This is a genomic window from Bradyrhizobium sp. CIAT3101, from assembly GCF_029714945.1.
Classification (GTDB): Bacteria; Pseudomonadota; Alphaproteobacteria; order Rhizobiales; family Xanthobacteraceae; genus Bradyrhizobium.
Genome location: NZ_CP121634.1, coordinates 8,097,855 through 8,118,223, shown reverse-complemented (window position 1 = coordinate 8,118,223; position 20,369 = coordinate 8,097,855). Strand labels below are relative to the sequence as shown.

At 64.3% G+C, this 20,369-nt stretch carries 19 protein-coding genes; 13 read left to right on the top strand and 6 right to left on the bottom strand.

Translation table 11 applies throughout. The features are described 5' to 3' along the window. Positions 1–132 precede the first annotated feature (132 nt). A complete protein-coding gene (locus tag QA645_RS37995; protein ID WP_283046188.1) occupies positions 133–843 on the top strand; it encodes an outer membrane beta-barrel protein in 711 nt (236 codons plus the stop codon). A gap of 13 nt (positions 844–856) precedes the next feature. Here QA645_RS37995 and hydA read toward each other — a convergent pair whose 3' ends face one another. Both hydA and QA645_RS37985 read right to left on the bottom strand, forming a co-directional pair. Further along, positions 857–2,311, bottom strand: coding sequence for a dihydropyrimidinase (hydA, locus tag QA645_RS37990; RefSeq protein WP_283046187.1), 1,455 nt, complete (start codon positions 2,309–2,311; stop codon positions 857–859). 114 nt (positions 2,312–2,425) lie between these two features. Further along, entirely contained in the window at positions 2,426–3,034 is a 609-nt protein-coding gene (locus QA645_RS37985; protein WP_283046186.1) for a TetR-like C-terminal domain-containing protein, read from the bottom strand. A 103-nt stretch (positions 3,035–3,137) separates the two neighbouring features. Here QA645_RS37985 and QA645_RS37980 point away from each other — a divergent pair, with 103 nt between their 5' ends. The 6 genes from QA645_RS37980 to QA645_RS37955 all read left to right on the top strand — a co-directional run bounded on the left by QA645_RS37980 (position 3,138) and on the right by QA645_RS37955 (position 7,285). Then, the gene (locus QA645_RS37980; RefSeq protein WP_283046185.1) at positions 3,138–3,833 is read left to right on the top strand and encodes a PspA/IM30 family protein; all 696 of its coding nucleotides are present in this window, start codon (positions 3,138–3,140) and stop codon (positions 3,831–3,833) included. A gap of 42 nt (positions 3,834–3,875) precedes the next feature. Further along, a complete protein-coding gene (locus QA645_RS37975) occupies positions 3,876–4,151 on the top strand; it encodes a YiaA/YiaB family inner membrane protein (protein ID WP_014491840.1) in 276 nt (91 codons plus the stop codon). Positions 4,152–4,395: 244 nt separating this feature from the next. Next, on the top strand, positions 4,396–5,460 hold the full coding sequence (locus QA645_RS37970; protein WP_283046184.1) for an amidohydrolase family protein: 1,065 nt from the start codon (positions 4,396–4,398) through the stop codon (positions 5,458–5,460). 14 nt (positions 5,461–5,474) lie between these two features. Next, positions 5,475–6,587 (top strand): amidohydrolase family protein, encoded by a 1,113-nt coding sequence (locus tag QA645_RS37965; RefSeq protein WP_283046183.1) that lies wholly within the window; start codon positions 5,475–5,477, stop codon positions 6,585–6,587. A gap of 5 nt (positions 6,588–6,592) precedes the next feature. After that, positions 6,593–7,006, top strand: a complete 414-nt coding sequence (locus tag QA645_RS37960) for a Rieske (2Fe-2S) protein (RefSeq protein ID WP_164933673.1) — start codon at positions 6,593–6,595, stop codon at positions 7,004–7,006. 72 nt (positions 7,007–7,078) lie between these two features. Further along, positions 7,079–7,285, top strand: coding sequence for a hypothetical protein (locus QA645_RS37955; protein ID WP_014491844.1), 207 nt, complete (start codon positions 7,079–7,081; stop codon positions 7,283–7,285). 3 nt (positions 7,286–7,288) lie between these two features. On the opposite strand, the gene QA645_RS37950 is transcribed toward QA645_RS37955, so the two are convergent. Beyond that, complete coding sequence (locus QA645_RS37950; protein WP_283046182.1) at positions 7,289–8,848, bottom strand: NAD(P)/FAD-dependent oxidoreductase; 1,560 nt, start codon at positions 8,846–8,848, stop codon at positions 7,289–7,291. A gap of 161 nt (positions 8,849–9,009) precedes the next feature. On the opposite strand from QA645_RS37950, the gene QA645_RS37945 reads away from it, so the two are divergent. Beyond that, the gene (locus QA645_RS37945) at positions 9,010–10,707 is read left to right on the top strand and encodes a S53 family peptidase (protein WP_283046181.1); all 1,698 of its coding nucleotides are present in this window, start codon (positions 9,010–9,012) and stop codon (positions 10,705–10,707) included. Between the two features lie 9 nt (positions 10,708–10,716). Here the strand turns inward: QA645_RS37945 and QA645_RS37940 are convergent, their stop codons facing one another. Then, positions 10,717–11,562: an SDR family NAD(P)-dependent oxidoreductase gene (locus QA645_RS37940; protein WP_254134529.1), complete on the bottom strand. Its 846-nt coding sequence runs from the start codon at positions 11,560–11,562 to the stop codon at positions 10,717–10,719. Positions 11,563–11,754: 192 nt separating this feature from the next. On the opposite strand from QA645_RS37940, the gene QA645_RS37935 reads away from it, so the two are divergent. Together QA645_RS37935 and QA645_RS37930 are read left to right on the top strand one after the other, a co-directional pair. Then, entirely contained in the window at positions 11,755–13,251 is a 1,497-nt protein-coding gene (locus QA645_RS37935; protein WP_283046180.1) for an aldehyde dehydrogenase family protein, read from the top strand. A gap of 120 nt (positions 13,252–13,371) precedes the next feature. Beyond that, positions 13,372–14,499 (top strand): alkene reductase, encoded by a 1,128-nt coding sequence (locus QA645_RS37930; RefSeq protein WP_254134527.1) that lies wholly within the window; start codon positions 13,372–13,374, stop codon positions 14,497–14,499. Positions 14,500–14,510: 11 nt separating this feature from the next. On the opposite strand, the gene QA645_RS37925 is transcribed toward QA645_RS37930, so the two are convergent. Continuing rightward, positions 14,511–14,684 (bottom strand): hypothetical protein, encoded by a 174-nt coding sequence (locus tag QA645_RS37925; RefSeq protein ID WP_254134526.1) that lies wholly within the window; start codon positions 14,682–14,684, stop codon positions 14,511–14,513. Between QA645_RS37925 and QA645_RS37920 the strand changes: the two genes are divergently transcribed. Both QA645_RS37920 and QA645_RS37915 read left to right on the top strand, forming a co-directional pair. After that, positions 14,677–15,180, top strand: a complete 504-nt coding sequence (locus QA645_RS37920; protein WP_283046179.1) for a GFA family protein — start codon at positions 14,677–14,679, stop codon at positions 15,178–15,180. The genes QA645_RS37925 and QA645_RS37920 overlap by 8 nt on opposite strands. Before the next feature lie 276 nt (positions 15,181–15,456). Next, complete coding sequence (locus tag QA645_RS37915) at positions 15,457–17,118, top strand: thiamine pyrophosphate-binding protein (protein ID WP_283046178.1); 1,662 nt, start codon at positions 15,457–15,459, stop codon at positions 17,116–17,118. A 154-nt stretch (positions 17,119–17,272) separates the two neighbouring features. Here QA645_RS37915 and QA645_RS37910 read toward each other — a convergent pair whose 3' ends face one another. Further along, positions 17,273–18,652 carry an LLM class flavin-dependent oxidoreductase gene (locus tag QA645_RS37910; RefSeq protein WP_283046177.1) on the bottom strand — a complete coding sequence of 460 codons (1,380 nt, stop codon included), beginning with the start codon at positions 18,650–18,652 and terminating at the stop codon, positions 17,273–17,275. 252 nt (positions 18,653–18,904) lie between these two features. On the opposite strand from QA645_RS37910, the gene QA645_RS37905 reads away from it, so the two are divergent. Then, positions 18,905–20,290, top strand: a complete 1,386-nt coding sequence (locus QA645_RS37905) for a M20 family metallopeptidase (RefSeq protein WP_283046176.1) — start codon at positions 18,905–18,907, stop codon at positions 20,288–20,290. Positions 20,291–20,369 lie beyond the last annotated feature (79 nt).

Below are 20,369 nucleotides of genomic sequence, written 5' to 3'. Positions count from 1 at the left end.
GCGCCATTCCCGCTGTGGCGCGTCAGCCACATATCAATGCAAATCACAACTTTGATGGTGTGTCAGGCTGTCGCAACAACCCGTTTCCTGCAACAAGAACACCGTTACTTTTGGAATTGGCAGGGGCCGGGAATGCGTCGTCTTGTTGCGGTTGGCGTTGGTTTGATTTCGATTGTGGGATTTGCAAGCGCGGCAATCGCCGCTGATCTGGCGGTCAAGGCTCCGATAGCGGCCCAGCCATTCAGCTGGACCGGCTGTTTCGTCGGTGTGCATGCGGGAGGCGACTTCAGCTATGACAAAATCAGAAGCTCGGGCGATTTCACCTCCACGGGTTTCATCGGCGGCGGACAGATCGGTTGCGATTATCAGTTTGCATCGGCCTGGGTCGTCGGCGTCGAAGGCCGAGCCGCTTGGTCGAGCCTGACCAGCAAGACGCCGGGCATCGGTACTTCCGGCGGCCTGCTGTTCCCGACGCAATTCACCGTCAGCAACGACTTCCTCGCATCGGCAACAGCGCGCCTCGGCTATACTTTTGCTGGCAGCTGGCTCGCCTATGCCCGCGGTGGCGCCGCCTGGACGCGAGAAAAGGCAGACATCGTTTTCACGCCGCCCGCCCTGGGATTTCCGATCAATCCAAACGGGACCATGACGCGTAGCGGATGGACGGCCGGCGTCGGTCTCGATTGGGCATTCGCGCAGCACTGGTCTGCGAACGTCGAGTACAATTACTACGATTTCGGCGCCAACGATTTCGTTCTGGTCGACTCGATCGGACGCACCTTCTCGGGAAACCTGAAGGACAGAATTCATACCGTGACGGTCGGCGTGAATTATCGTTTCTGACGCCGCTGGGTTGCTACGGCGTCACCGCTCCGCGTGGCACTGCGCGCGGGGCGGTCAGCTCTTTCCACGTTGAATTGGCGACGTGCACCGGCGAGAAGGCCGGCCGCTCGACATAATGTCCGTCGCCCGCTTCGGCACGCAGATCGCCATCCTTCCACACGATGCGACCGCGCGAGAGCGTCGCGGCCGGCCCGCCGGTGCAGGCAAAGCCTTCGAATACGTTGTAGTCGATCCGGCTCATCTGCCGCTTCGCGCTGATGGTCTTGGTGGCCTTCGGGTCCCACACCACGATATCCGCGTCGGAGCCGACGGCCACCGCACCCTTGCGCGGATAGACGTTGAGGATACGGGCGATGTTAGCCGAAGTCACCGCGACGAATTCCTCCTTCGTCAATCGCCCCGTGGCGACGCCCGCGGTCCAGAGCAACGCGAGGCGATCTTCCAGGCCGCCAGTGCCGTTCGGGATCTTCCGGAAGTCGCCGAGGCCAAACCGCTTTTGCTCGGTGGTGAAGGCACAATGGTCGGTCGCGACCACTTGCAGCGAGCCGGATTGCAGGCCGGCCCAAAGACTGTCCTGATGCGACTTGTCGCGGAATGGCGGCGACATCACGCGTTGCGCGGAATGATCCCAGTCCTTGTTCTGATATTCGCGCTCGTCGAGCAGCAGATGCTGGATCAGCGGCTCGCCATAGACGCGCTTTCCCGCGGCACGCGCGCGCGCGATCGCCTCATGCGCCTCGCGGCAGCTGGTGTGGACGATGTAGACCGGCGTGCCGGTCATATCAGCGATCATGATGGCGCGGTTGGTGGCTTCGCCCTCGACTTCCGGCGGCCGTGAATAGGCGTGCCCTTCTGGCCCCGTGACGCCGCGTGCGATCAGCGCCTCCTGCATCAGCGCGACGACGTCGCCATTCTCGGCGTGCACGACGGGCATCGCACCCAAATGGGCGCAGCGTGCGAACGAGTTGTAGAGCTCGTCGTCGTTCACCATCAGCGCGCCCTTGTAGGCCATGAAATGCTTGAAGGTGTTGATGCCGTAGGTTTTGACCACGGTCTCCATCTCGTCATAGATCTGCTTCGACCATGACGTCACCGCCATGTGGAAGCCGTAGTCGGTCGCCGCCTTCTCGGATTTGTGGCGCCACTCCTGATAGGCCGCGAGCATCGACTGGCCGGGATCGGGCAGGCAGAAATCCACCACCATGGTGGTGCCACCGGTCAGCGCCGCCTTGGTGCCGGATTCGAAATCGTCTGCGGTAACGGTACCCATGAACGGCATTTCGAGATGGGTGTGCGGATCGATCCCGCCCGGAATGACATAGGCACCGCCGGCATCGATGATCTCCGCCCCCGTTGGCGCCGCGATCGCTGCGCCGACCGCGACGATGGTGCCGCCCTCGATCAGCACGTCCGCACGGCGCGAATGATCATGATTGACGACAGTGCCGCCGCGGATGAGGAGGGACATGGGAACTCCGGGAAGAGCAGGGAGGACGGGACGCGGCGAAAGCTAAGCGGGTCGGCTGTGATGCGACAGACGAAATTTTAGTCAGTCGCCGGCTTCGCTGCGTATTCTCGGCCGCTACGCCGCCGGCGCAACTAGCCCGTCGATCATCGCGCGTACGAGGCTCGCGATCTCCTTGCGCAGCGCCGGAAGGGGAACCGCGACCAGCCTTTGCTCAAGTCCCAGTGCCACCATGCCATGCACGGCCGAGAACAGGCTGCGTGCGGTGATGCCGAGCTCCTCGGCATCTCGCTTTGGCAACAGCGCAGCCAACGGCTGGTAGATGTGGCGAAACAACTGCAACTGGTCATCGACCGACCAGTCGGGCAGGGCCTTCTCGATCTCCATGCGGTGCTCGAACAGGGCGCGCCAGAGCTGGAGATTTTCTGCGGCGAAATCGCAATAGGCAATTGCGATGCGGACCAGCGTCTCCTTTGGCGATGGATTGCCCGCGCGCACCGCCGCGCTGAGCGCCTCGTCGAGCCGGAGCAGCGTGCGCGAGCCGACGCGCAGGACCAGCTCGTCCACATCGGCAACGAGATTGTAGACCGCACCATTGGCGCAGCCGATCTCGCGGGCCAAATCGCGGGTTTTCAGGCCGGCCAAGCCACGGGTCGCGATCATCCGCTCCGCCGACAGAATCAGGTCCGCCCGCTGTTTCTCCCGACGTTCCAAGGCTTTAGTCATTCGTTAACCAAAATCTTGAGCGTCGCTCAAATAATTATTGAACGATGTTCAAGATTGTTGCTACTAATCATTTGTGAGCAACGCTCATAACAGGGAGCTGCAAATGTTCAAGACCGTAGTCACACTTTTCCGCGGCAGCATGGCCGCCGCCGGCGAGGAGCTGGAAGACCGGACGGCTCTTCTGATCCTCGACCAGCAGATGCGCGATGCGGCTGCTGCCGTCGAGCGCGGCAAGCGGACGCTGGCGCTGGCGATCGCCCAGGACCAGCAGGAAGGCGGCAAGCTCGAGGCGACCGTCGCCCGCATCGCCGATCTCGAGACCCGCGCGGTCGCAGCGCTCGATGGCGGCCGCGAGGATCTCGCCAAGGAGGCGGCCGAAGCCATCGCCGGCCTCGAGGCCGATCGCGACGCGGCGCTGACCGCGCGCGCGTTGTTCGCGACCGAGATCGCCCGGCTGAAGCGGCACGTCGCAAATGCGCAGGCCCGCATCACCGAGCTCGATCGCGGCCGTCGTGTCGCCCGCGCCTCGGAAGCGGTGCGCTCGCTTCGCCGCAGCGGCATCGAAGCCGCTCGCCCTTACGAATCCACGCTACCGGAAGCAGAGAGCACCTTGAGGCGACTGCGCGATCGGCAGATCGAAGCCCAGGCCGCCGATGACGCGCTGGTCGAGCTCGATGCGGCCACCGGTCCGCTCGTGACCGCCGAACGATTAGCCGAACAGGGCTTTGGTCCCCGGCTCAAGACGACCGCTGACGATGTGCTGGCGCGGTTGAAATCCAAGCGCATGCCCACTGCCTGAACTTAACGCCTCAATCATCAATCGAACCAACAGGAGACGATCATGAACCAGAACGGCCAACCCCACAGCAGCGCCTGGGTGACCTTTACCTACGCGTCCTTTGCAGCCTCCGCCTTTCTTGTCGCCATCGGCATCTTCTTCCTGCCGATCGATCTCTGGATGAAGGGCTATCTCACGATGGGTATCGTGATGCTGATCCAGACTTGCATCACTTTGACCAAGACCGTGCGCGACAATCACGAAAGCAGCCGGCTGGTGAACCGCATCGAGGATGCGAAGGCCGAGCGCCTGCTGATGGAAGTCTCCAAGGCGGCTTGAGGCGAGAGCGCATCGAAGGGCGACGTCATCTTCAACATGGGGCGGTGGATGCGAAAGCATCCGCCGCCTGCGCAGCGCTGTAGCTGCGCGCGATGATCGAAGCGCATTATATCGCGCCTGCGAAATGCAACCGAGCCATGACGGATCGCGCTGGCCCGCGCCCTTGCGCACCGGCTTGGCCCGGAGCACTCTGCGCATGCGGTGCAAAGAACGCCGCCAATAAAGACGGCGCGAGGAAACATCCATGGCGGTGACGCGGATCGACTGCGACATCCACCCGGCGGTTGGTGGCACGCGCACGACGCTGCTTCCTTATCTCAGTGATCACTGGAAGGAGCAGGTGGTGAGCCGGGCCATCGACGGCCTCGACCTCACCTCCTATCCGCCAAGCATGCCGTTTTCGGGCCGCGCCGACTGGCGGCCGGCCAACGGTGCCAAGCCCGGCTCTGATCTGGCGATGGTGCAGAAGGGCGCTTTCGAGCAACTGGGCGCGAGCCACGCGATCCTCAACGTGCTCTATGGCGCGCAGGCCGTGTTCGATTCCTACATGGCGGCGGACTTCTGCAAGGCGATCAACGACTGGATTGCCGCCGAATGGCTCTCGCGCGACCCGCGCCTGCGCGCCTCCATCGTGGTACCGATGCAGGCGCCGGATCTCGCCATCGAAGAGATCGAGCGCCGCGCCGGCGACAATCGCTTCGTTTCCATCCTGGTGCTGGCGCAGGGGGAGACCTTGCTGGGCCGGCGGCATTTCTGGCCGGTCTACCAGCTTGCTGAAAAGTACAGGCTGCCGCTCGCGATCCACGCCGGCACGCAATATCGGCAGGCACCGAGCTCGGCCGGCTGGCCGTCGCACCGCTACGAATATTACTTCGTCGAGGCGCAGGCGTTTCAGGCGCAGATCCTGAGCCTGATCTACGAGGGCGTGTTCGGAAAGTTTCCGAACCTGAACGTCGTGCTGATGGAGTCCGGCGTCAGCTGGCTGCCGGCCTTCATGTGGCGGGCCAACAAGACCTGGCGCGGCGTGCGCGTCGAGGTGCCCTGGGTCGAGCGCGAGCCGGCCGCGATCATCCGCGACAATTTTCGCGTGACCATGCAGCCGTTCGATGCGCCCGCCGATGCCAAAAGCGTCGCGGAAATCATCGACCAGATCGGCTCCGACAAGATGTTCCTGTTTGCGTCCGACTATCCGCACTGGCAGTTCGACGGCGACGATCCGATCCCGCCGCATCTGCCGAAGAGCATCATCGACAAGATGTGCGTCGACAATCCGCTGGAGACGTTTCCGCGGCTGTCGCTCGTCAACTGATCCAGGAGGTTCGCATGAGTGAAGTCATCGACCGCCCGCTGCGCGACGATGAGAAGCCTGCCGCTTCGCGCTTGCGCATCGTCGATTGCGACGTGCATCCGAGCCTGCATTCGCACGACGATCTCAACGAGTTCCTGCCGAAGCGCTGGCAGCAGCATCTGAAGGAATACGGCAGCCATCTGCGCACGCCCTATCTCTTCACCACGCCCTATCCGCGCTCATCGCCGCTGATCGCGCGGCGTGACGCCTGGCCGCCGACCGGCGGGCCGCCTGGTTCAGACCTCGCCTTCATGCAGAAGCAGCATCTCGATCCGCTCGATGTCGAGTTCGGGATCTTGCAGGTGCTCGATCTCTTCATCTTTTCGCAGCAGAATCTCGAATTCGGCGCGGCGATCCAGCGCGCCATCAACGAGTGGCAGCTGGCGTTCTGGTCGCACCGCGATCCGCGCCTGAAGGCCTCGATCCTGGTTGGACAGGACGGTGTGGATCTCGCGATAGCGGAGATCGAGCGTTGCGCAAAAGTCGGCGAATACATCCAGATCAACGTCTCGCCGCGCGCCAACGAGCCGCTCGGCCGCCGCCGCTACTGGCCGATCTACGAGCGCGCGCAGGCGCTGGGCCTGCCGCTCGGGATTCATGTCGGCGGCTATGGCGGCCACGCGCCGACCGGTGGCGGCTGGCCGTCTTATTATGTCGAGGAGCACCAATCCAACGCCCACACCATCGCGGCGCAGCTTGCCAGCCTCGTGATTGAGGGCGTGCCGGAACGGTTTCCCAAACTGAAGATTGTCTTCATCGAGGGCGGCTTCGGCTGGATTCCGTCGGCGATGTGGCGGATGGACCAGCATTTCGAGCGGTTCCGCAGCGAGGTGCCGCATCTCAAGCGCAAGCCGTCGGAATATGTCCGCGAAAGCTTCTGGTTCACGACCCAGCCGATTGACGAGCCTGACGAGGCGCGGCATCTGCGCGCGCTGATCGAATGGGTCGGCGTCGATCGCCTGCTGTTCTCGTCGGACTATCCGCACTGGGATTTCGACGATCCGCGCTTTGCCTTCAAGACGCCGCTCACCGAGGCCGAGCGCAGGAAGATTTTCAGCACCAATGCTCGTGCGGTCTACAAGTTCTGAGTCCCATGGCCCGTCACATCGTTGCATCCACCTCGGAGATCCCGCCCGGCGGCAACAAGGTCGTCGACGTCGCGGGCCGCGATATCGTCGTGTTCCATGTCAATGGCGAGTTCTTTGCGCTCCTGAACCGCTGCCCGCATGAAGGCGCGCCGCTGGAGAAAGCGGCCTGCGTGGCGCGGCTGACCTCGCCCGAGCCGGGCGTCTACGAGCGCTCGCGCGTCGGAGAGATGCTGCGCTGTCCCTGGCACGGCTGGGAATTCGACATGCGCAACGGCCAGTCCTGGTTCGATCCCAAGCGCTTCAAGATCCGGTCATATCCGGTTGCGGTGGAACGCGGTGACGAGTTGCAGAAAGGCCCGTATGTGGCCGAAACGTTTCCGGTGCATGTCGAAGACAGTTATGTGATTGTCGAGGTCTGAGCCGGCATTGCCGATTGAGATTCGTACGCAAGTGCGATATGGCTCTCGCGCTTTCAGAGGCGGAGACCAGCTTTGTCGAAACAATCCCTGCGTGAAGAGGCCGAGCGCCTGATCCGCGAATCGATGGAAAAGAAGACCATCGTCGTGAAGCAGGGCTCGACCCGCATCGAGGCCGTCTGCGGCAAGTGCGGCGCGCCAAACCGGGTCCAGGCGGAAAAAGGCCAGAGCCGCGTCAAGTTCGCCTGCAAGAATTGCGGGCACCAGCAAGAGACGCTGTAACGCTCAGGCCGACCGGCGCCGACTTGTGCGCCCGGTTGCCCTCAGGATCGCCGTCCCTGCCTTCAGGCCGGATTGCAACGCGCCCTCCATGTAGCCGTAATAGGCAAAGCAGGTGTGCTCGCCGGCAAAATACATGCGCTTGTGAAATGCGCTGTTGAGCAGCGGGCCGGCGCGCGTGACTTCGCCGGGCGCGGGGCAGGAATAGCCGGCGCCGGTCCAGGGATCGGCGGGCCACGCGATGAAGTCCGGCGGCTGGGACAGATTGTCCTGATAGCCGCGATAGACCTGGCCGATTCGCGAGGCGTAGAAGGCATCGACCGCGGTCTTGCCGCCGCGTTCCCATTGTCGAATGGCCAGCTGCGCCGGTCTGCTGCCGGCGAACAGGCTGAGCTCGACCTCGCGGCCGCGCGGCGCGATCTGGTTGTCGGTGCCTTCCCATGTGACGCCGAAGCGGCTCGAAGTCGCGGCCGGCGCCAGCCCATGGTCGATCCAGAAGCGGCGCTTGACCGGGCTGAGGTATTTCACGGCCGTCCCCATCGAGATGTAATGGTCGGGCGTGAGCTGCGGCGTGATCTCGATCTTGGCGAAACGCCCGCCCGGCCACAGGCTCGGCGGTATCGCAAGCACGACGTAGTCGGCGAGATGGGAAGCTGCCCCCTCGGGCGTGATCGTCACGCCCTCCTTGTCGATGTCTACAGCGACGACGGGCGTGGACAGATGCACCACCCCTCCGACCTTCCTGATCTCCTCGGCAAGATGCTCGGCCAGCGATTGATTGCCCTCCGAGCAGCGCAGCGTCTCGGTCTGGGTGAAGAAGGCGGCCGGATGTCCCTTCAATGCGCCGCCATGCACCACCGCGAAATTGGCGAGCAGGCTCTGCCGCTCGACCGGCTGCCCTGCGTCGTTGCTGAACTGCTCCTTTATCGCGAGCTTGGCGAGACGCGAACAATGTTCGCCCCGAATCCAGTCCGCCATGGATTGCTGGTCCAGCGCGTCGGCATCCGACGTGAGCCAGGGTGCGTGCTTGTGCACGTGCCGCGCGCGTCTTGCCATCCGGCCGAAGGCCGCCTCCATCTGCTCGAACAGGGTCTTGAGCGCGAACGGGTTCGAGATCTTTCGACCGTCGAGATAGATCGGCATATCGAGATCGAGCGCGTCGAAATTCGAGTCCAGTGTGAACAGCGAGAGTCCCAGCCGGAATTGGCGCGCCAGGGCCAGCCACAGCGGATGATTGTAGCCGATCAGCTCGCCGCCCGCTTCGACCACGCCGCTCGACTTGTTCTTGCTCCAGACGCGACCACCGACGCGCTCGCGCGCCTCGAAGATCGTCACGTCGCAGCAATGCGCGAGAGTGTAGCCGGCCATCAGGCCGCCGAGTCCCGCGCCGACGATTGTGACGCGCGGCCGTGGCGTCGCCCGCGTCGGGCGTGGCATGTCGCGAGGAGGTGTGGCCGCGGTGACGACCATTGCGTTGGAAAGGGTCGAGCTGACGAGCTTCTGGCGGTCGAAGCCGATGAACTTCCTGCCGTAGCGGCGATTGAGGCGTGCGAAAATCGAGCGCATGATTGAAATCCTCAGGTCGAAATCAAAATCGAAAAATCAGAACCGTCGAGGGCCGGTCGGAAACGCGCGGCGGAAAGTGCCGGGCGGGCCTCAGATTTGACGGGTCCGGGGATCGACGATAGCCTGCAACCTTTGGTCGTGTCGAGAGCGGGGGCTCGGATATGGCATCAAAGGCTAAGGCGCGTACCGGCCGCCGGTCGGCCGCACATCGCAAGGTCGCAAAGCGAGACGACAAGGCCGGATCGGCAGGTGCGGTAACGCGCCCTGTTGTCGTGTCCGGCAGTGCGCGCCCGCCGACTGCGGGGGCCAGGCGTCTGCGCGACGAGAATCCGCGTCAGCACGTCGAGATCACGCTGACATTGCGTGGACCGAAATTGCCGGATGGCGACAAGCTCGGACGTCGAGCGTTGTCGCGGGCCCAGTTCAGGGCAAGATACAGTGCCTCGAAGAGCGACGCCGACAAGGTGTCACAGGTTCTGCGCAAATTCGGCCTCAAGGTCGAGGAGGTCTCGCTTGAGACGCGCAGCATGCGCGTGAGCGGGACCGTCGCGGAGATGGAGAAGGCGTTTCAGCCCCGCCTCGGCGTCTATTGGAGCGAGGATCAGGGGCAATTCCGTGATCGAGAGGACGACTACAAGATTCCTGCTTCGCTGAAGAAGATCGTCACCGCATTGATCGGATTCGGCCAGCGGCGTGTCATGTGGCGGAGCAGGGCGAGGATCGGTGCTGGTTTGACGCCGCTCAGCCCGTCGTCGCTGGAAGCGCTGTATCATTTTCCGCCCGGGGATGCCGCCGGCCAGAAGATCGCAATCGCCGAGTTCGGTGGCGGCTATTTTGCCGAGGACCTCGCGCTCCATTGCAGGACATCCGGTCGGAAGAGGCCCAAGGTCGAGATCGTCTCGATCAATTGGCCGGTGCGCAACCGCAGGCAAATCGAGCGATTGCCAAAGGACGATCGTCAGGACGCGCTCGACGATACCGGCGAGGTAATGATGGACGTCGAGGTGGCTGCGGGCCTGGCTCCCGGTGCCGAGCTGTCCGTCTATTTTGCGACGTTCGATCAGAAGGGCTGGGTCGATTTACTGAATCGCGTCATCAAGGACAGGCCGGTCGCACTGTCGATAAGCTGGGGGTCTGCAGAGGATTCCAGTGATTGGTCGCCGGCAGCACGTACGGCCATCAACGAGCGGCTCCAGGCGGCTGCCGCGCTGGGCATCACGATCTGCGGCGCCTCCGGCGACGATGGCGCGGGCGACGAGGAGACCGACGGCGCCGCTCATGTCGATTTTCCGAGTTGCAGCCCGTTCGTTCTCGCGGTCGGTGGCACGATGATCGCGCGTCTTGGCGGCGAGGTCACGGAGCAAGTGTGGTGGGAGACGCCGGGGCGGCGCATGAAGGCGGGAGGCGGGGCGACAGGTGGAGGAGTCAGCGAGGTCTTTCGGCGCCCTGCGTGGCAGCGCGGACTCGATATTGCGTCGCTAAACGGTTCCGGTCGGTGGGGGCGCATCGTGCCTGACATCGCGGCGCTTGCCGGCCCGCCCGGCTACGCGATGATCTTCCGCGGCAAGGCGGATTACGGCGGTGGAACCAGCGCGTCTGCGCCGCTCCTGGCTGCGCTCATCGCGCGCGTGAATGCGCTCCTGCCGCCGGAGAAACGGCAGCGCTTCCTCGCGCCGTTGCTCTATCGCAAATCGTCGCTCGGCCGGCCGACAGGAGATCTCGTCTGCTACGACATCACCATCGGCCACAACGTATCCAGGCCGAAGCCCGGCGTCGGATACGAAGCGAGGCGTGGGTTCGATGCGGTGTCCGGCTGGGGCGTGCCGATCGGCACCGCGCTTCTGCTGGCGCTGAGCTGATCGCCCGGGCTAACTCCGGTCGACGAAGTTCTTGAACGCATCCGCGTAATCCGGATGCCAGCGCGACAGCGGCGGACGGTTCTCGACGATGTCGCCGGCGGCCCAAAGCATGCGCTTCTCGTCGAGCGCGCGCGGCACGTCGTTGTCTGGGCAGAGGATGTAGAAATCGCCGGCCTCGAGCCGGGCGATCATGAAATCGACGGTCTGCTCCGGCGTCCACGCGCCGGCCGGCTTCTCGGTGCGGCCCTTGGCGGTGAGGTTGGTGAACACGAAGCCGGGGATCAGCAGATGCGCGGTGATGTGGCAGTCTTTCGTGTTGCGCAACTCGTGCTGCAGCGCTTCCGTAAACGCCTTCACGCCGGCCTTGGAGACATTGTAGGCGGGATCGCCGGGCGGGGTGGTGATGCCCTGCTTGGAGCCGGTGTTGATGATCAGGCCGGCCTTGCCGCGCGCGATCATGTTGGGCGCGAAGATGCGCGCGCCGTTGATGATGCCCCACATGTTGACGCCGATGATGCGCTGCCAATTGTCCGGTTCGCCGAACATTGTGCTGCCCGGCTGGATGCCGGCATTGTTCATCAGCAGATCGGTGCCGCCGAAATGCGCGCCCACGGCGCGTTCCAGTTCCGTCACGCTTTCGACCCGGCTGACGTCGATTGCGGACGTCATCACGTTCGCTGCACCCGCAATCGATGACAGTTTTGTTGCGGCCTCGGCCAGCCGGCCCGCATCGACATCGGCGATGCACACCTTCATCCCGGCGCGCGCAAACGCCATGGCGGCGGCGAGACCGATGCCGGATGCACCCCCGGTGATCACGGCAACATTGCCCTTGGTGATGACAGGATGCGGCATGGCTATTCTCCGGGACATGGCGTTGCGTTCGGTCGAGCTATAACATGGCACGCGCACGAGCCTGCACAAGTCGGCATGGGAGATCTTCGTTCCGCGCCGCCTTTACGCTCATCCGGCACCGCTGTATTCTGCGCGACCTAACGATCGAGCCAGATCGAATCCAATCAATGAGCTAACCTAGGGAGTGCAGCCATGGCTGTGTCGCAGGCTATTCCGATCACGCGTCATCCGTTCGCCAACGGCTCCTACAAGCAGATGCTGATCGACGGGAAGTGGGTCGATGCAGCTTCCGGCAAGCGCTTCGAGACCCATAACCCCGCCACCGGCGAGTTGCTCGCAACCGTCGCTGAGGGTGACAAGGAAGACATCGACCGCGCGGTCGCCGCCGCCCGCCGTGCCTTCGAAGGTCCCTGGAGCAAGGTCAAGCCGTTCGAGCGGCAGAACCTGCTGCTGAGGCTCGCCGACCTCGTCGAGAAGAATTTCGACGAATTGTCGCAGCTCGACACGCTCGACATGGGCGCACCGCTCAGCCGCACCCGCGCCTATCGCCTCCGCGCCGTCGGCATGCTCCGCTACTATGCCGGCCAGACCACCGCGATCCATGGCGAGACCATCGAGAACTCGCTGCCGGGCGAAATCTTCTCCTACACGCTGAAGGAGCCGGTCGGTGTCGTCGGCGCCATCATTCCCTGGAACGGCCCGCTCACCGCGACGCTCTGGAAGATCGGGCCTGCAATCGCGACCGGCTGCACCGTGGTGCTCAAGCCCGCCGAAGAGGCGCCGCTGACGTCGCTGCGTATCGCCGAGCTCGCGATCGAGGCCGGCATTCCGCCCGGCGTCGTCAACGTCGTGCCGGGCTACGGCGAGACCGCCGGTGCCGCGCTCGCCTCGCACCATGACGTCGACAAGGTCGCCTTCACCGGCTCGCACATCACGGGCCAGTCGATCATCCGTGCCTTGGCCGGGAACCTCAAGCGCGTCTCGCTCGAGCTCGGCGGCAAGTCGCCGGACATCGTGTTCGCGGATGCGGATCTCGATGCCGCCGTGCCGGGCGCCGCGATGGCGGTGTTCGCCAATTCGGGTCAGATCTGCAGCGCCGGCACACGCCTGTTCGTCGAGCAGTCGGTCTATGAAGAGTTCGTCGGCCGCGTTGCCGAGTTCGGCAAGAAGCTGCAAGTCGGCAACGGCCTCGATCCCAACGTCCAGATCGGCCCGCTCGTGTCCGAGGAGCAACTCAAGCGCGTCACCGGCTATCTCGACATCGGCCAGAAGGAAGGCGCGCGGGCGCTTGCCGGCGGCGGCCGCGTCACTGAAGGCGCGCTTGCCAAGGGCTTCTTCGTCTCGCCGACCGTGTTCGCCGGCGTCCAGGACAACATGCGTATCGCGCAGGAGGAGATCTTCGGGCCCGTCATCTCCGCGATCGCGTTCAAGGACATGGACGAACTGGTCAAGCGCGCCAACAACACCACCTTCGGCCTCGGCTCCGGCCTGTGGACGCGTGACGTCACCAAGGCGCATGCGGTTGCGAAGCGTCTGCGTGCCGGCTCGGTGTGGGTGAATTGCTATCAGGCCATGGACCCCGCAGTGCCCTTCGGCGGCTACAAGATGAGCGGCTACGGCCGCGAGTCCGGGAAGCAGCACGTCGAGGAATATCTCAACGTCAAGGCCGTCTGGGTCAAGACGGCGTAAGGCCTGTTCTCTCCCGCGTTCCGCGCGGGGGAATATCTGCTTTTGTGAGGGGCGGCGCCTTTTCCGGTGGCCGCCCCTCGCTATATGATCCGCATCCTTTCAAAGACATCCGGGGCCCCCATGAAATTCAAGGCGTTGTTCCAACCGTTGCAGGTCGGTCCGTACAAGCTCGCGCATCGCGTCGCGATGGCGCCGCTGACGCGCATGCGCGCGGAGCGCGAGAGCTTTTCGCCGCGGCCGCTCAACGCCGAATATTACGGCCAGCGCGCCACGCCGGGCGGCCTGCTGATTGCCGAAGCCTCTCCGGTGCTGTCACAAGGCCGCGGCAACCCGGCTACGCCAGGTATCTATTCGGAGGCGCAGATCGCCGGCTGGCGCAAGGTGGTCGACGCCGTGCATGCCAAGGGCGGCATCATCTTCCTCCAGCTCTGGCATGTCGGCCGCGTCTCGCATTCCTCGTTCCATGGTGGTGAGCTGCCGGTGTCCGCTTCGGCGATCCCGATCAAGGCCGAAGGCATGCGGGCGATGACCGCCGACGGCAAGATCGCCGAATACGAGACCCCGCGCGCGCTGGAAACCGACGAGGTCAAGGGCATCGTCGAGGCTTTCCGGCAGGGCGCGAAGAATGCGCTCGCCGCCGGTTTCGACGGCGTCGAGATCCACGGCGCCAACGGCTATCTGCTCGAGCAGTTCCTGCAGTCGCGCAGCAACCAGCGCACCGATCAATATGGCGGCTCGATCGAGAACCGAACCCGTCTGCTGCTCGAAGTGACCCAGGCTGCGATCGACGTCTGGGGCGCGAACCGCGTCGGCGTGCGGCTGTCGCCTCACGGCATCGCCAATGATTCCGCCGATCCCGACCCGATGCCGCTCTACACCCATGTGGTGAAGGCGCTCGACAAGCTCGGCCTCGCCTATCTGCACTTGATCGAGCCACGCTCCAGCGGCGCCGGCCGTGCCGACGTCCACTGGGAGAACGTGCCGTCGGCCATGGTGCTGTTCCGTCCGCACTACAGCGGTGTGCTGATGACCGCGGGTGGTTTCACCGGCGAGACGGCGAATGCCGCGATCGCAGACGGCCACGCCGACATCATCGCCTTCGGCCGCATCTTCATCTCCAACCCCGATCTGCCGCGTCGGCTTGAGCACGATTACCCGATCACGCCGTATAACCGTGCGACGTTCTATGGTGGCGAGGAGAAGGGGTATACGGATTATCCGGGGTATGACGAACTGACGCCGGCCTGATCTCTCTCCTGTCATTCCGGGGCGGCGCGTAGCGCCGAGCCCGGAATCCATTCCTCTGCCTGAACCTGAGGTTCGATGGATTCTCCGATGCGCAATTGCGCATCATAGCTCGCGACTTCGTCGCGCCCCGGAATGACGATCGTGTATTGTCGCGCGCCATGACGATGAGGAGAGACCATGGCCAAAGCCGCAGTCGCCGCAGGAACTGCCACCGGCCAGTGCCTCTGCGGCAAGGTCACCTTCGAGATCGACATCCCCGCGCGCTGGGCCTGGCATGATCACTCCGCGGCCAGCCGCCGTGCTCATGGCGCGGCCTACGCCACCTATGTCGGCAGCTGGAAGAAGCGATTTCGCATCACCTCCGGCAAGACTATGCTGACACGTTACGAGGACAAGGCGACCAAGACCGCGCGCAGCTTCTGCTCGCATTGCGGCACGCCGATTGCCTATGAACGCCCGCGCGGCCCGCACATGGTCAACATCCCGCGCGCGCTGTTCAAGGAGCGCACCGGGCGCCAGCCGCTCTATCACATCGCGATCGAGGAGCTGCAGGAATGGGCCTATACCGGCGAGCCGCTGGTGCCGCTGAAGGGCTTTCCGGGCGTGGTCTGGCAGCGCTCGAAAAAGAAGAAGCGCGCTAGCGGCGAGGATCCTTTCGAGCTGGGTCGGGAGGAGATGTAGCCGCCGCGTACATGGCTCTCGTGCCCCGGACGCAGCGCAGCACCTCTTCGGTGATGCGCTGCTGAGCCGGGGCCCATCTCGCCGTAGGGTGCCGTGTCGCCTCTTGGGTCCCGGCTCTGCGCAGCAACGCTGCGCGTTGCAGCGCGTCCGGGACACGAGAGTCGCGTTCGGTGCGCCCACGCAAGGCAGCCATGACCACGCTTCCTTGCGCGCCTCCTGAACTTTCGGCCATCATGTGATCCGTCCTTGCGGCAACGTCCGCTCCTTGGAGGAAACATGAAGAACAAGATCACCGGCCGTTCCGCCTTTCTCGCGCTGCTCAAGGACGAGGGTATCACGCATCTGTTCGGCAACCCCGGCACCACCGAGCTGCCGATCATGCATGCGCTGAAGGACCACCCCGATCTCACCTATGTGATGGCGATGCAGGAGAGCCTGGTGGTGGCGATCGCGGATGGCTACAGCCGCGCCTCCGGCAAGCTCGTCGCCTGCAACGTCCATGTCGCGCCGGGCCTCGGCAACGCCATGGGCTCGCTCTACAACGCCCAGTTCACGGGCACGCCGATGATCCTGACCGCGGGCCAGCAGGAGCAGGGCCACGGCCTGATGGAGCCGGTGCTTTATGGCCCGCTGGTGCGCATGGCCGAGCCGCTGGTGAAATGGGCCGTGGAAGTGACGCGGTTGGAAGACCTGCCGCGCATCGTGCGCCGCGCCGCCAAGGTTGCGATGACGCCGCCGACCGGGCCGGTGTTCATCTCGCTGCCGGGCGACATCCTCAACAGCGAGGCCGGTATCGATCTCGGCCGCTCCACCCGTATCGACGCGCGCGTCAAGCCGTCGGACGAAGCGCTCAGGGCTTTTGCAGCGCGACTACTGAAGGCCGAGCGTCCGGTGATCGTGACCATGGACGAGGTGGTCAAGAGCGATGCGCTGAAGGAGGCTGCGGAGCTCGCCGAGCTGCTTGGGGCTGCCGCCTACCAATCCTCCACGCCGTATGGCTCGCACTTCCTGTCGGAGAGTCCAAGCTTCGTCGGCACGCTGGCGCGCGTGCAAAAGGTCGCGCGCGATACGCTTGCGCCCTACGACCTGTTGATCGCGCTCGGCGGCGATCCGTTGCGGATGTCCGTCTATAGCGAGGTCGATGCGTTGCCGGACGGGCTCGGCATCGTTCAGATCGGTCTCGTCGATTGGGAGATCGCCAAGAATTACGGCGCCGAGATTGCGCTGAAGGCGGATGTGAAGGAAACGCTGCGCGCGCTGATCCCGGTGCTGAAGGAGATGGGCGGCGTATCGCTGGCGCAGCGTGCGAAACAGCGTCTCGCCGAGCTCGCACCGAAGAACTGGACCGCGCGCCGCGCGGCCTTGGTCGAGCAGATCGGCAAGACCGCGGGACGCAGCCCCATCGATCCCGACTATCTCGTGCTGCAAATGGTCGAGGCGATGCCCGATCATGCGATCCTCGTCGACGAAGGGCTCACGTCCAGCCGTCAGATCACTAACTTGCGTCCGCACCGCGACCGCTATGGCTATCACGGCCTTGCCTCTGGCGGCATCGGCTGGGGCTTGCCCGCCTCGGTCGGCGCCAGCATCGCCAATCCGGATCGGCCCGTCGTGTGCTTCTCAGGCGACGGCAGCGCGATGTATTCGATTCAGTCGCTGTGGACGGCCGCGCACCACAAGCTGCCGCTCAACGTCGTCATCGCCAACAATGGCGGCTACCGCATCATCAAGCAGCGCCTGCTCGCCTTCCATGGCGATGACAATTACGTCGGCATGGATTTTGCCGATCCGCCCGTGGATTTCGCCGGCGTGGCGAAGGCGCTCGGCTGCGAGGCGATCAAGATCAGCGATCCCCGTGAGCTGAAGGCAACGCTGGCGTCGGCGTTCAACCGGCCGGGGACCAAGCTGATCGAGGTGATGGTGGACGGGAAGGTGTAGGCACATCGTCGTCCCGGCGAAGGCCGGGACCCATACCGCGTGATCTATCGATCGTGGATGGTGCTAATCCCGAACGACCCATCTTGGCCAATCTACTCCCTGGGTTATGGGTCCCGGCCTTCGCCGGGACGACACTGAGGGTGTGGCGCCGCGCCTACCCCTTCGTCCCCACCCGATACCCAGCCGCCGGATGCGGCGCGTCGAGCCGGGCGCGGCCGTCGCCGAACAGTTTCTCGCGCAATGTCCCCTTCGCATACTCGGACTTGTAGCGCCCGCGCTTGGTCAGCTCCGGCACCAGCATGTCGGCGATGTCCTCGAAATCGCCGGGCGAGATCGCAAACGCGACGTTGAGACCGTCGACGTCGGTCTTCTCGAACCAATCCTCGATCTTGTCGGCGACGCTTTCCGGCGTGCCCACCACGACCGGGCCGGCACCGCCGATGCCGACATGTTCGATGACGTCGCGCACGGTCCAGACGCGGTCGGGGTCGCCGCGCGTGACATTGTCGAGTGCGCTGCGGCCGGCATCGTTCTGGACGTGGCGGACCTGCTGGTCGAGCTCGTAGCCGGAGAAATCGATGCCGGTCCATCCCGACATCAAGGCAAGCGCGCCTTCCGGATTGATGTGCGACCGGTAGTCGGCATATTTCGCCGCTGCTTCGGCTTCGGTGTTGCCGAGGATGATCGTCATCATGTTGAACATCAGGATCTCGGCCGGGTTGCGGCCGAACTTGGCGGCTTCCTCGCGGATCGCGGAGACCCGCGGCGCAATGATCTTGGCCGACGGGCCCGACATGAACACGCATTCGGCGTGCTTGGCGGCGAACTGCCGCCCGCGCGGCGAGGTGCCGGCCTGGTACAGCACCGGCGTCCGCTGCGGCGATGGCTCGCTGAGATGGATGGTGTTGTTGATGCGGTAATTCGCGCTCTCATGATTGACGCGATGAACCTTGCCGGGATCGGTGAAGATGCCGCGCTTGCGGTCGCGCAGCACCGCGTCGTCCTCCCAGCTTCCTTCCCAGAGCTTGTAGACCACCTCCATATATTCGTCGGCGATGTCGTAGCGGTCGTCATGCCCGGTCTGCTTGTCCTTGCCGGCGCCGCGTGCGGCGCTGTCGAGATAGCCGGTAACGACGTTCCAGCCGATCCGCCCCTCGGTCAGGTGGTCGAGCGTCGACATCCGCCGTGCGAACGGGTAGGGCGGTTCGAACGAAAGGTTGCTGGTGACGCCGAAGCCGAGGTTCTTGGTGACCGCGGCCATCGCCGAGAGCAGTAGCAGCGGCTCGTTCGACGGTGTCTGTGCTGCATTGCGCAAGGCTGCGTCAGGGCTATTGCCATAGACGTCGTAGACGCCGAGCACGTCGGCGAGGAACAATCCGTCGAAACGACCGCGTTCCAGTGTCTTGGCGAGATCGATCCAGTAGGGCAGGCGGTTATATTCGGCGGTGCGGTCGCGTGGATGGGTCCACAGGCCCGGTGATTGATGCGCGACGCAATTCATCGCGAATGCGTTGAGCCTGATCTGCTTGGCCATGCTGGTCCCCTGGCGCCCTGTACTGAGCGCTCTTCGAATGATAGATGTGCGCCCCAACTTGGCGACGTTCTTGCACATGCTTGGGCATTGGCAAGGCCAAAATCAGCGGTCCTCCAGCCCTTGGCAAGCCAATCTCAAGAGCGCAAGAACGAAATCGCAAGATCGACCCAAGAACTATCCAGTCCCCGCCACTTTCGAGGCCCAGTGTAGCCCGCTACGCTCTCCCGCTTCGAAACCTTGAAAACGAAAGCAATGACCAGAGCCGACGCCATCGCCCGCGCCCGGGACGACTTCCAATCCGGTGCGTTCCTCGCTGAACTCGACCGCCGCGTCGCGTATCGGACCGAAAGCCAGAATCCGTCGCGCGCCGCCGAGCTGCGCAGCTATCTGGAACAGGAGATGGTGCCGGCTTTTGCCGCGCTCGATTTTACCAGCCGCCTGGTCGAATCCCCGAGCGGCAAGTCGCCATTCCTGTTCGCCGAGCACCATGAGAGTGCGTCTGCACCAACCGTGCTGATCTATGGCCATGGCGACGTCGTCGACGGCATGGAAGGCGAATGGCGCGACGGCCGCGATCCCTGGCGCACGACGGCGGCGGGCATTCGTCTCTATGGCCGCGGCACGGCCGACAACAAGGGCCAGCACAGCATCAACATGGCCGCGCTCCGCGCGGTGCGCGCGGCCCGCGGCGGCAAGCTCGGCTTCAATGCGAAATTCATCGTCGAGATGGGCGAGGAAATCGGCTCACCTGATCTCGGCAAGGTCTGCGACCTCAACCGCGACGCGCTCAAGGCCGATCTGTTCATGGCCTCCGACGGGCCGCGGCTGTCGGCCGATCGGCCGACGCTGTTCCTCGGCTGCCGTGGCGGCATCCGCATCCATCTCGACGTGGCCTTGCGCGACGGCGGCCATCATTCCGGCAATTGGGGCGGCGTGCTCGCCAACCCCGCGACCATCCTGGTCAACGCGATTTCGACGCTGGTCGACGGCCACGGCCGGCTTCAGCTCGATGCCCTGAAGCCGCCGCGGCTCACCAACCAGATCCGCAGCTATCTTGCCGATGTGCAGGTGGTGCCGACCGAGGACGAGCCGGCGCTTGCGGAGAATTGGGGCGAGGACGGTCTGTCCGCGGCCGAGCGGCTCTATGCCTGGAACACGCTGGAGGTTCTGGCGATGTCGTCGGGCAATATCGGGAAGCCGGCGAACGCCATTCCCGGCCACGCCAATGCCGTGCTGCAACTGCGCTTCGTGGTCGGCACCAAGGTTGACGGCCTCATCGATGCCGTCCGCGCCCATCTGGTCGCAAAGGGCTTTCCGATGGTCGAGGTACGGGCGGCGCAGAGCTTTGCGGCCTCGCGCACTGATTTCGACAGCCCCTGGATCAAATGGGCCGCGGATTCAGTCCAAAACACCACCGGCAAGGCGCCGGCGGTGCTGCCGAACTTCGGCGGCTCGCTGCCGAACGACGTGTTTTCCGAGATCCTGGGCCTGCCGACGATCTGGGTCCCGCACTCCTATCCCGGCTGTTCCCAGCATGCGCCCAATGAGCACATCCTGCTGCCATTGACCGAAGAGGCCTTGACGGTGATGGCCGGGCTGTTCTGGGATCTCGGCGAATTGCCCAAGCCACTCGCCTGAGCCCGTTAACCTGAGCCGGCATCCAGCCGAAAGTCACATTCTAATCCGGGCCCAGATGTGCTTGCATCCGGCCGCATCA

Coding starts and splice junctions, on each gene's coding strand:
- QA645_RS37930 (WP_254134527.1), top strand. CDS start 13,372: ATGAAATTCAAGGCGTTGTTCCAACCGTTGCAGGTCGGTCCGTACAAG.
- QA645_RS37915 (WP_283046178.1), top strand. CDS start 15,457: ATGAAGAACAAGATCACCGGCCGTTCCGCCTTTCTCGCGCTGCTCAAG.
- QA645_RS37950 (WP_283046182.1), bottom strand. CDS start 8,848: ATGCGCTCGATTTTCGCACGCCTCAATCGCCGCTACGGCAGGAAGTTC.
- QA645_RS37920 (WP_283046179.1), top strand. CDS start 14,677: ATGGCCAAAGCCGCAGTCGCCGCAGGAACTGCCACCGGCCAGTGCCTC.
- QA645_RS37935 (WP_283046180.1), top strand. CDS start 11,755: ATGGCTGTGTCGCAGGCTATTCCGATCACGCGTCATCCGTTCGCCAAC.
- QA645_RS37910 (WP_283046177.1), bottom strand. CDS start 18,652: ATGGCCAAGCAGATCAGGCTCAACGCATTCGCGATGAATTGCGTCGCG.
- QA645_RS37970 (WP_283046184.1), top strand. CDS start 4,396: ATGGCGGTGACGCGGATCGACTGCGACATCCACCCGGCGGTTGGTGGC.
- QA645_RS37960 (WP_164933673.1), top strand. CDS start 6,593: ATGGCCCGTCACATCGTTGCATCCACCTCGGAGATCCCGCCCGGCGGC.
- QA645_RS37975 (WP_014491840.1), top strand. CDS start 3,876: ATGAACCAGAACGGCCAACCCCACAGCAGCGCCTGGGTGACCTTTACC.
- QA645_RS37905 (WP_283046176.1), top strand. CDS start 18,905: ATGACCAGAGCCGACGCCATCGCCCGCGCCCGGGACGACTTCCAATCC.
- QA645_RS37965 (WP_283046183.1), top strand. CDS start 5,475: ATGAGTGAAGTCATCGACCGCCCGCTGCGCGACGATGAGAAGCCTGCC.
- QA645_RS37940 (WP_254134529.1), bottom strand. CDS start 11,562: ATGCCGCATCCTGTCATCACCAAGGGCAATGTTGCCGTGATCACCGGG.
- hydA (WP_283046187.1), bottom strand. CDS start 2,311: ATGTCCCTCCTCATCCGCGGCGGCACTGTCGTCAATCATGATCATTCG.
- QA645_RS37995 (WP_283046188.1), top strand. CDS start 133: ATGCGTCGTCTTGTTGCGGTTGGCGTTGGTTTGATTTCGATTGTGGGA.
- QA645_RS37980 (WP_283046185.1), top strand. CDS start 3,138: ATGTTCAAGACCGTAGTCACACTTTTCCGCGGCAGCATGGCCGCCGCC.
- QA645_RS37985 (WP_283046186.1), bottom strand. CDS start 3,034: ATGACTAAAGCCTTGGAACGTCGGGAGAAACAGCGGGCGGACCTGATT.
- QA645_RS37945 (WP_283046181.1), top strand. CDS start 9,010: ATGGCATCAAAGGCTAAGGCGCGTACCGGCCGCCGGTCGGCCGCACAT.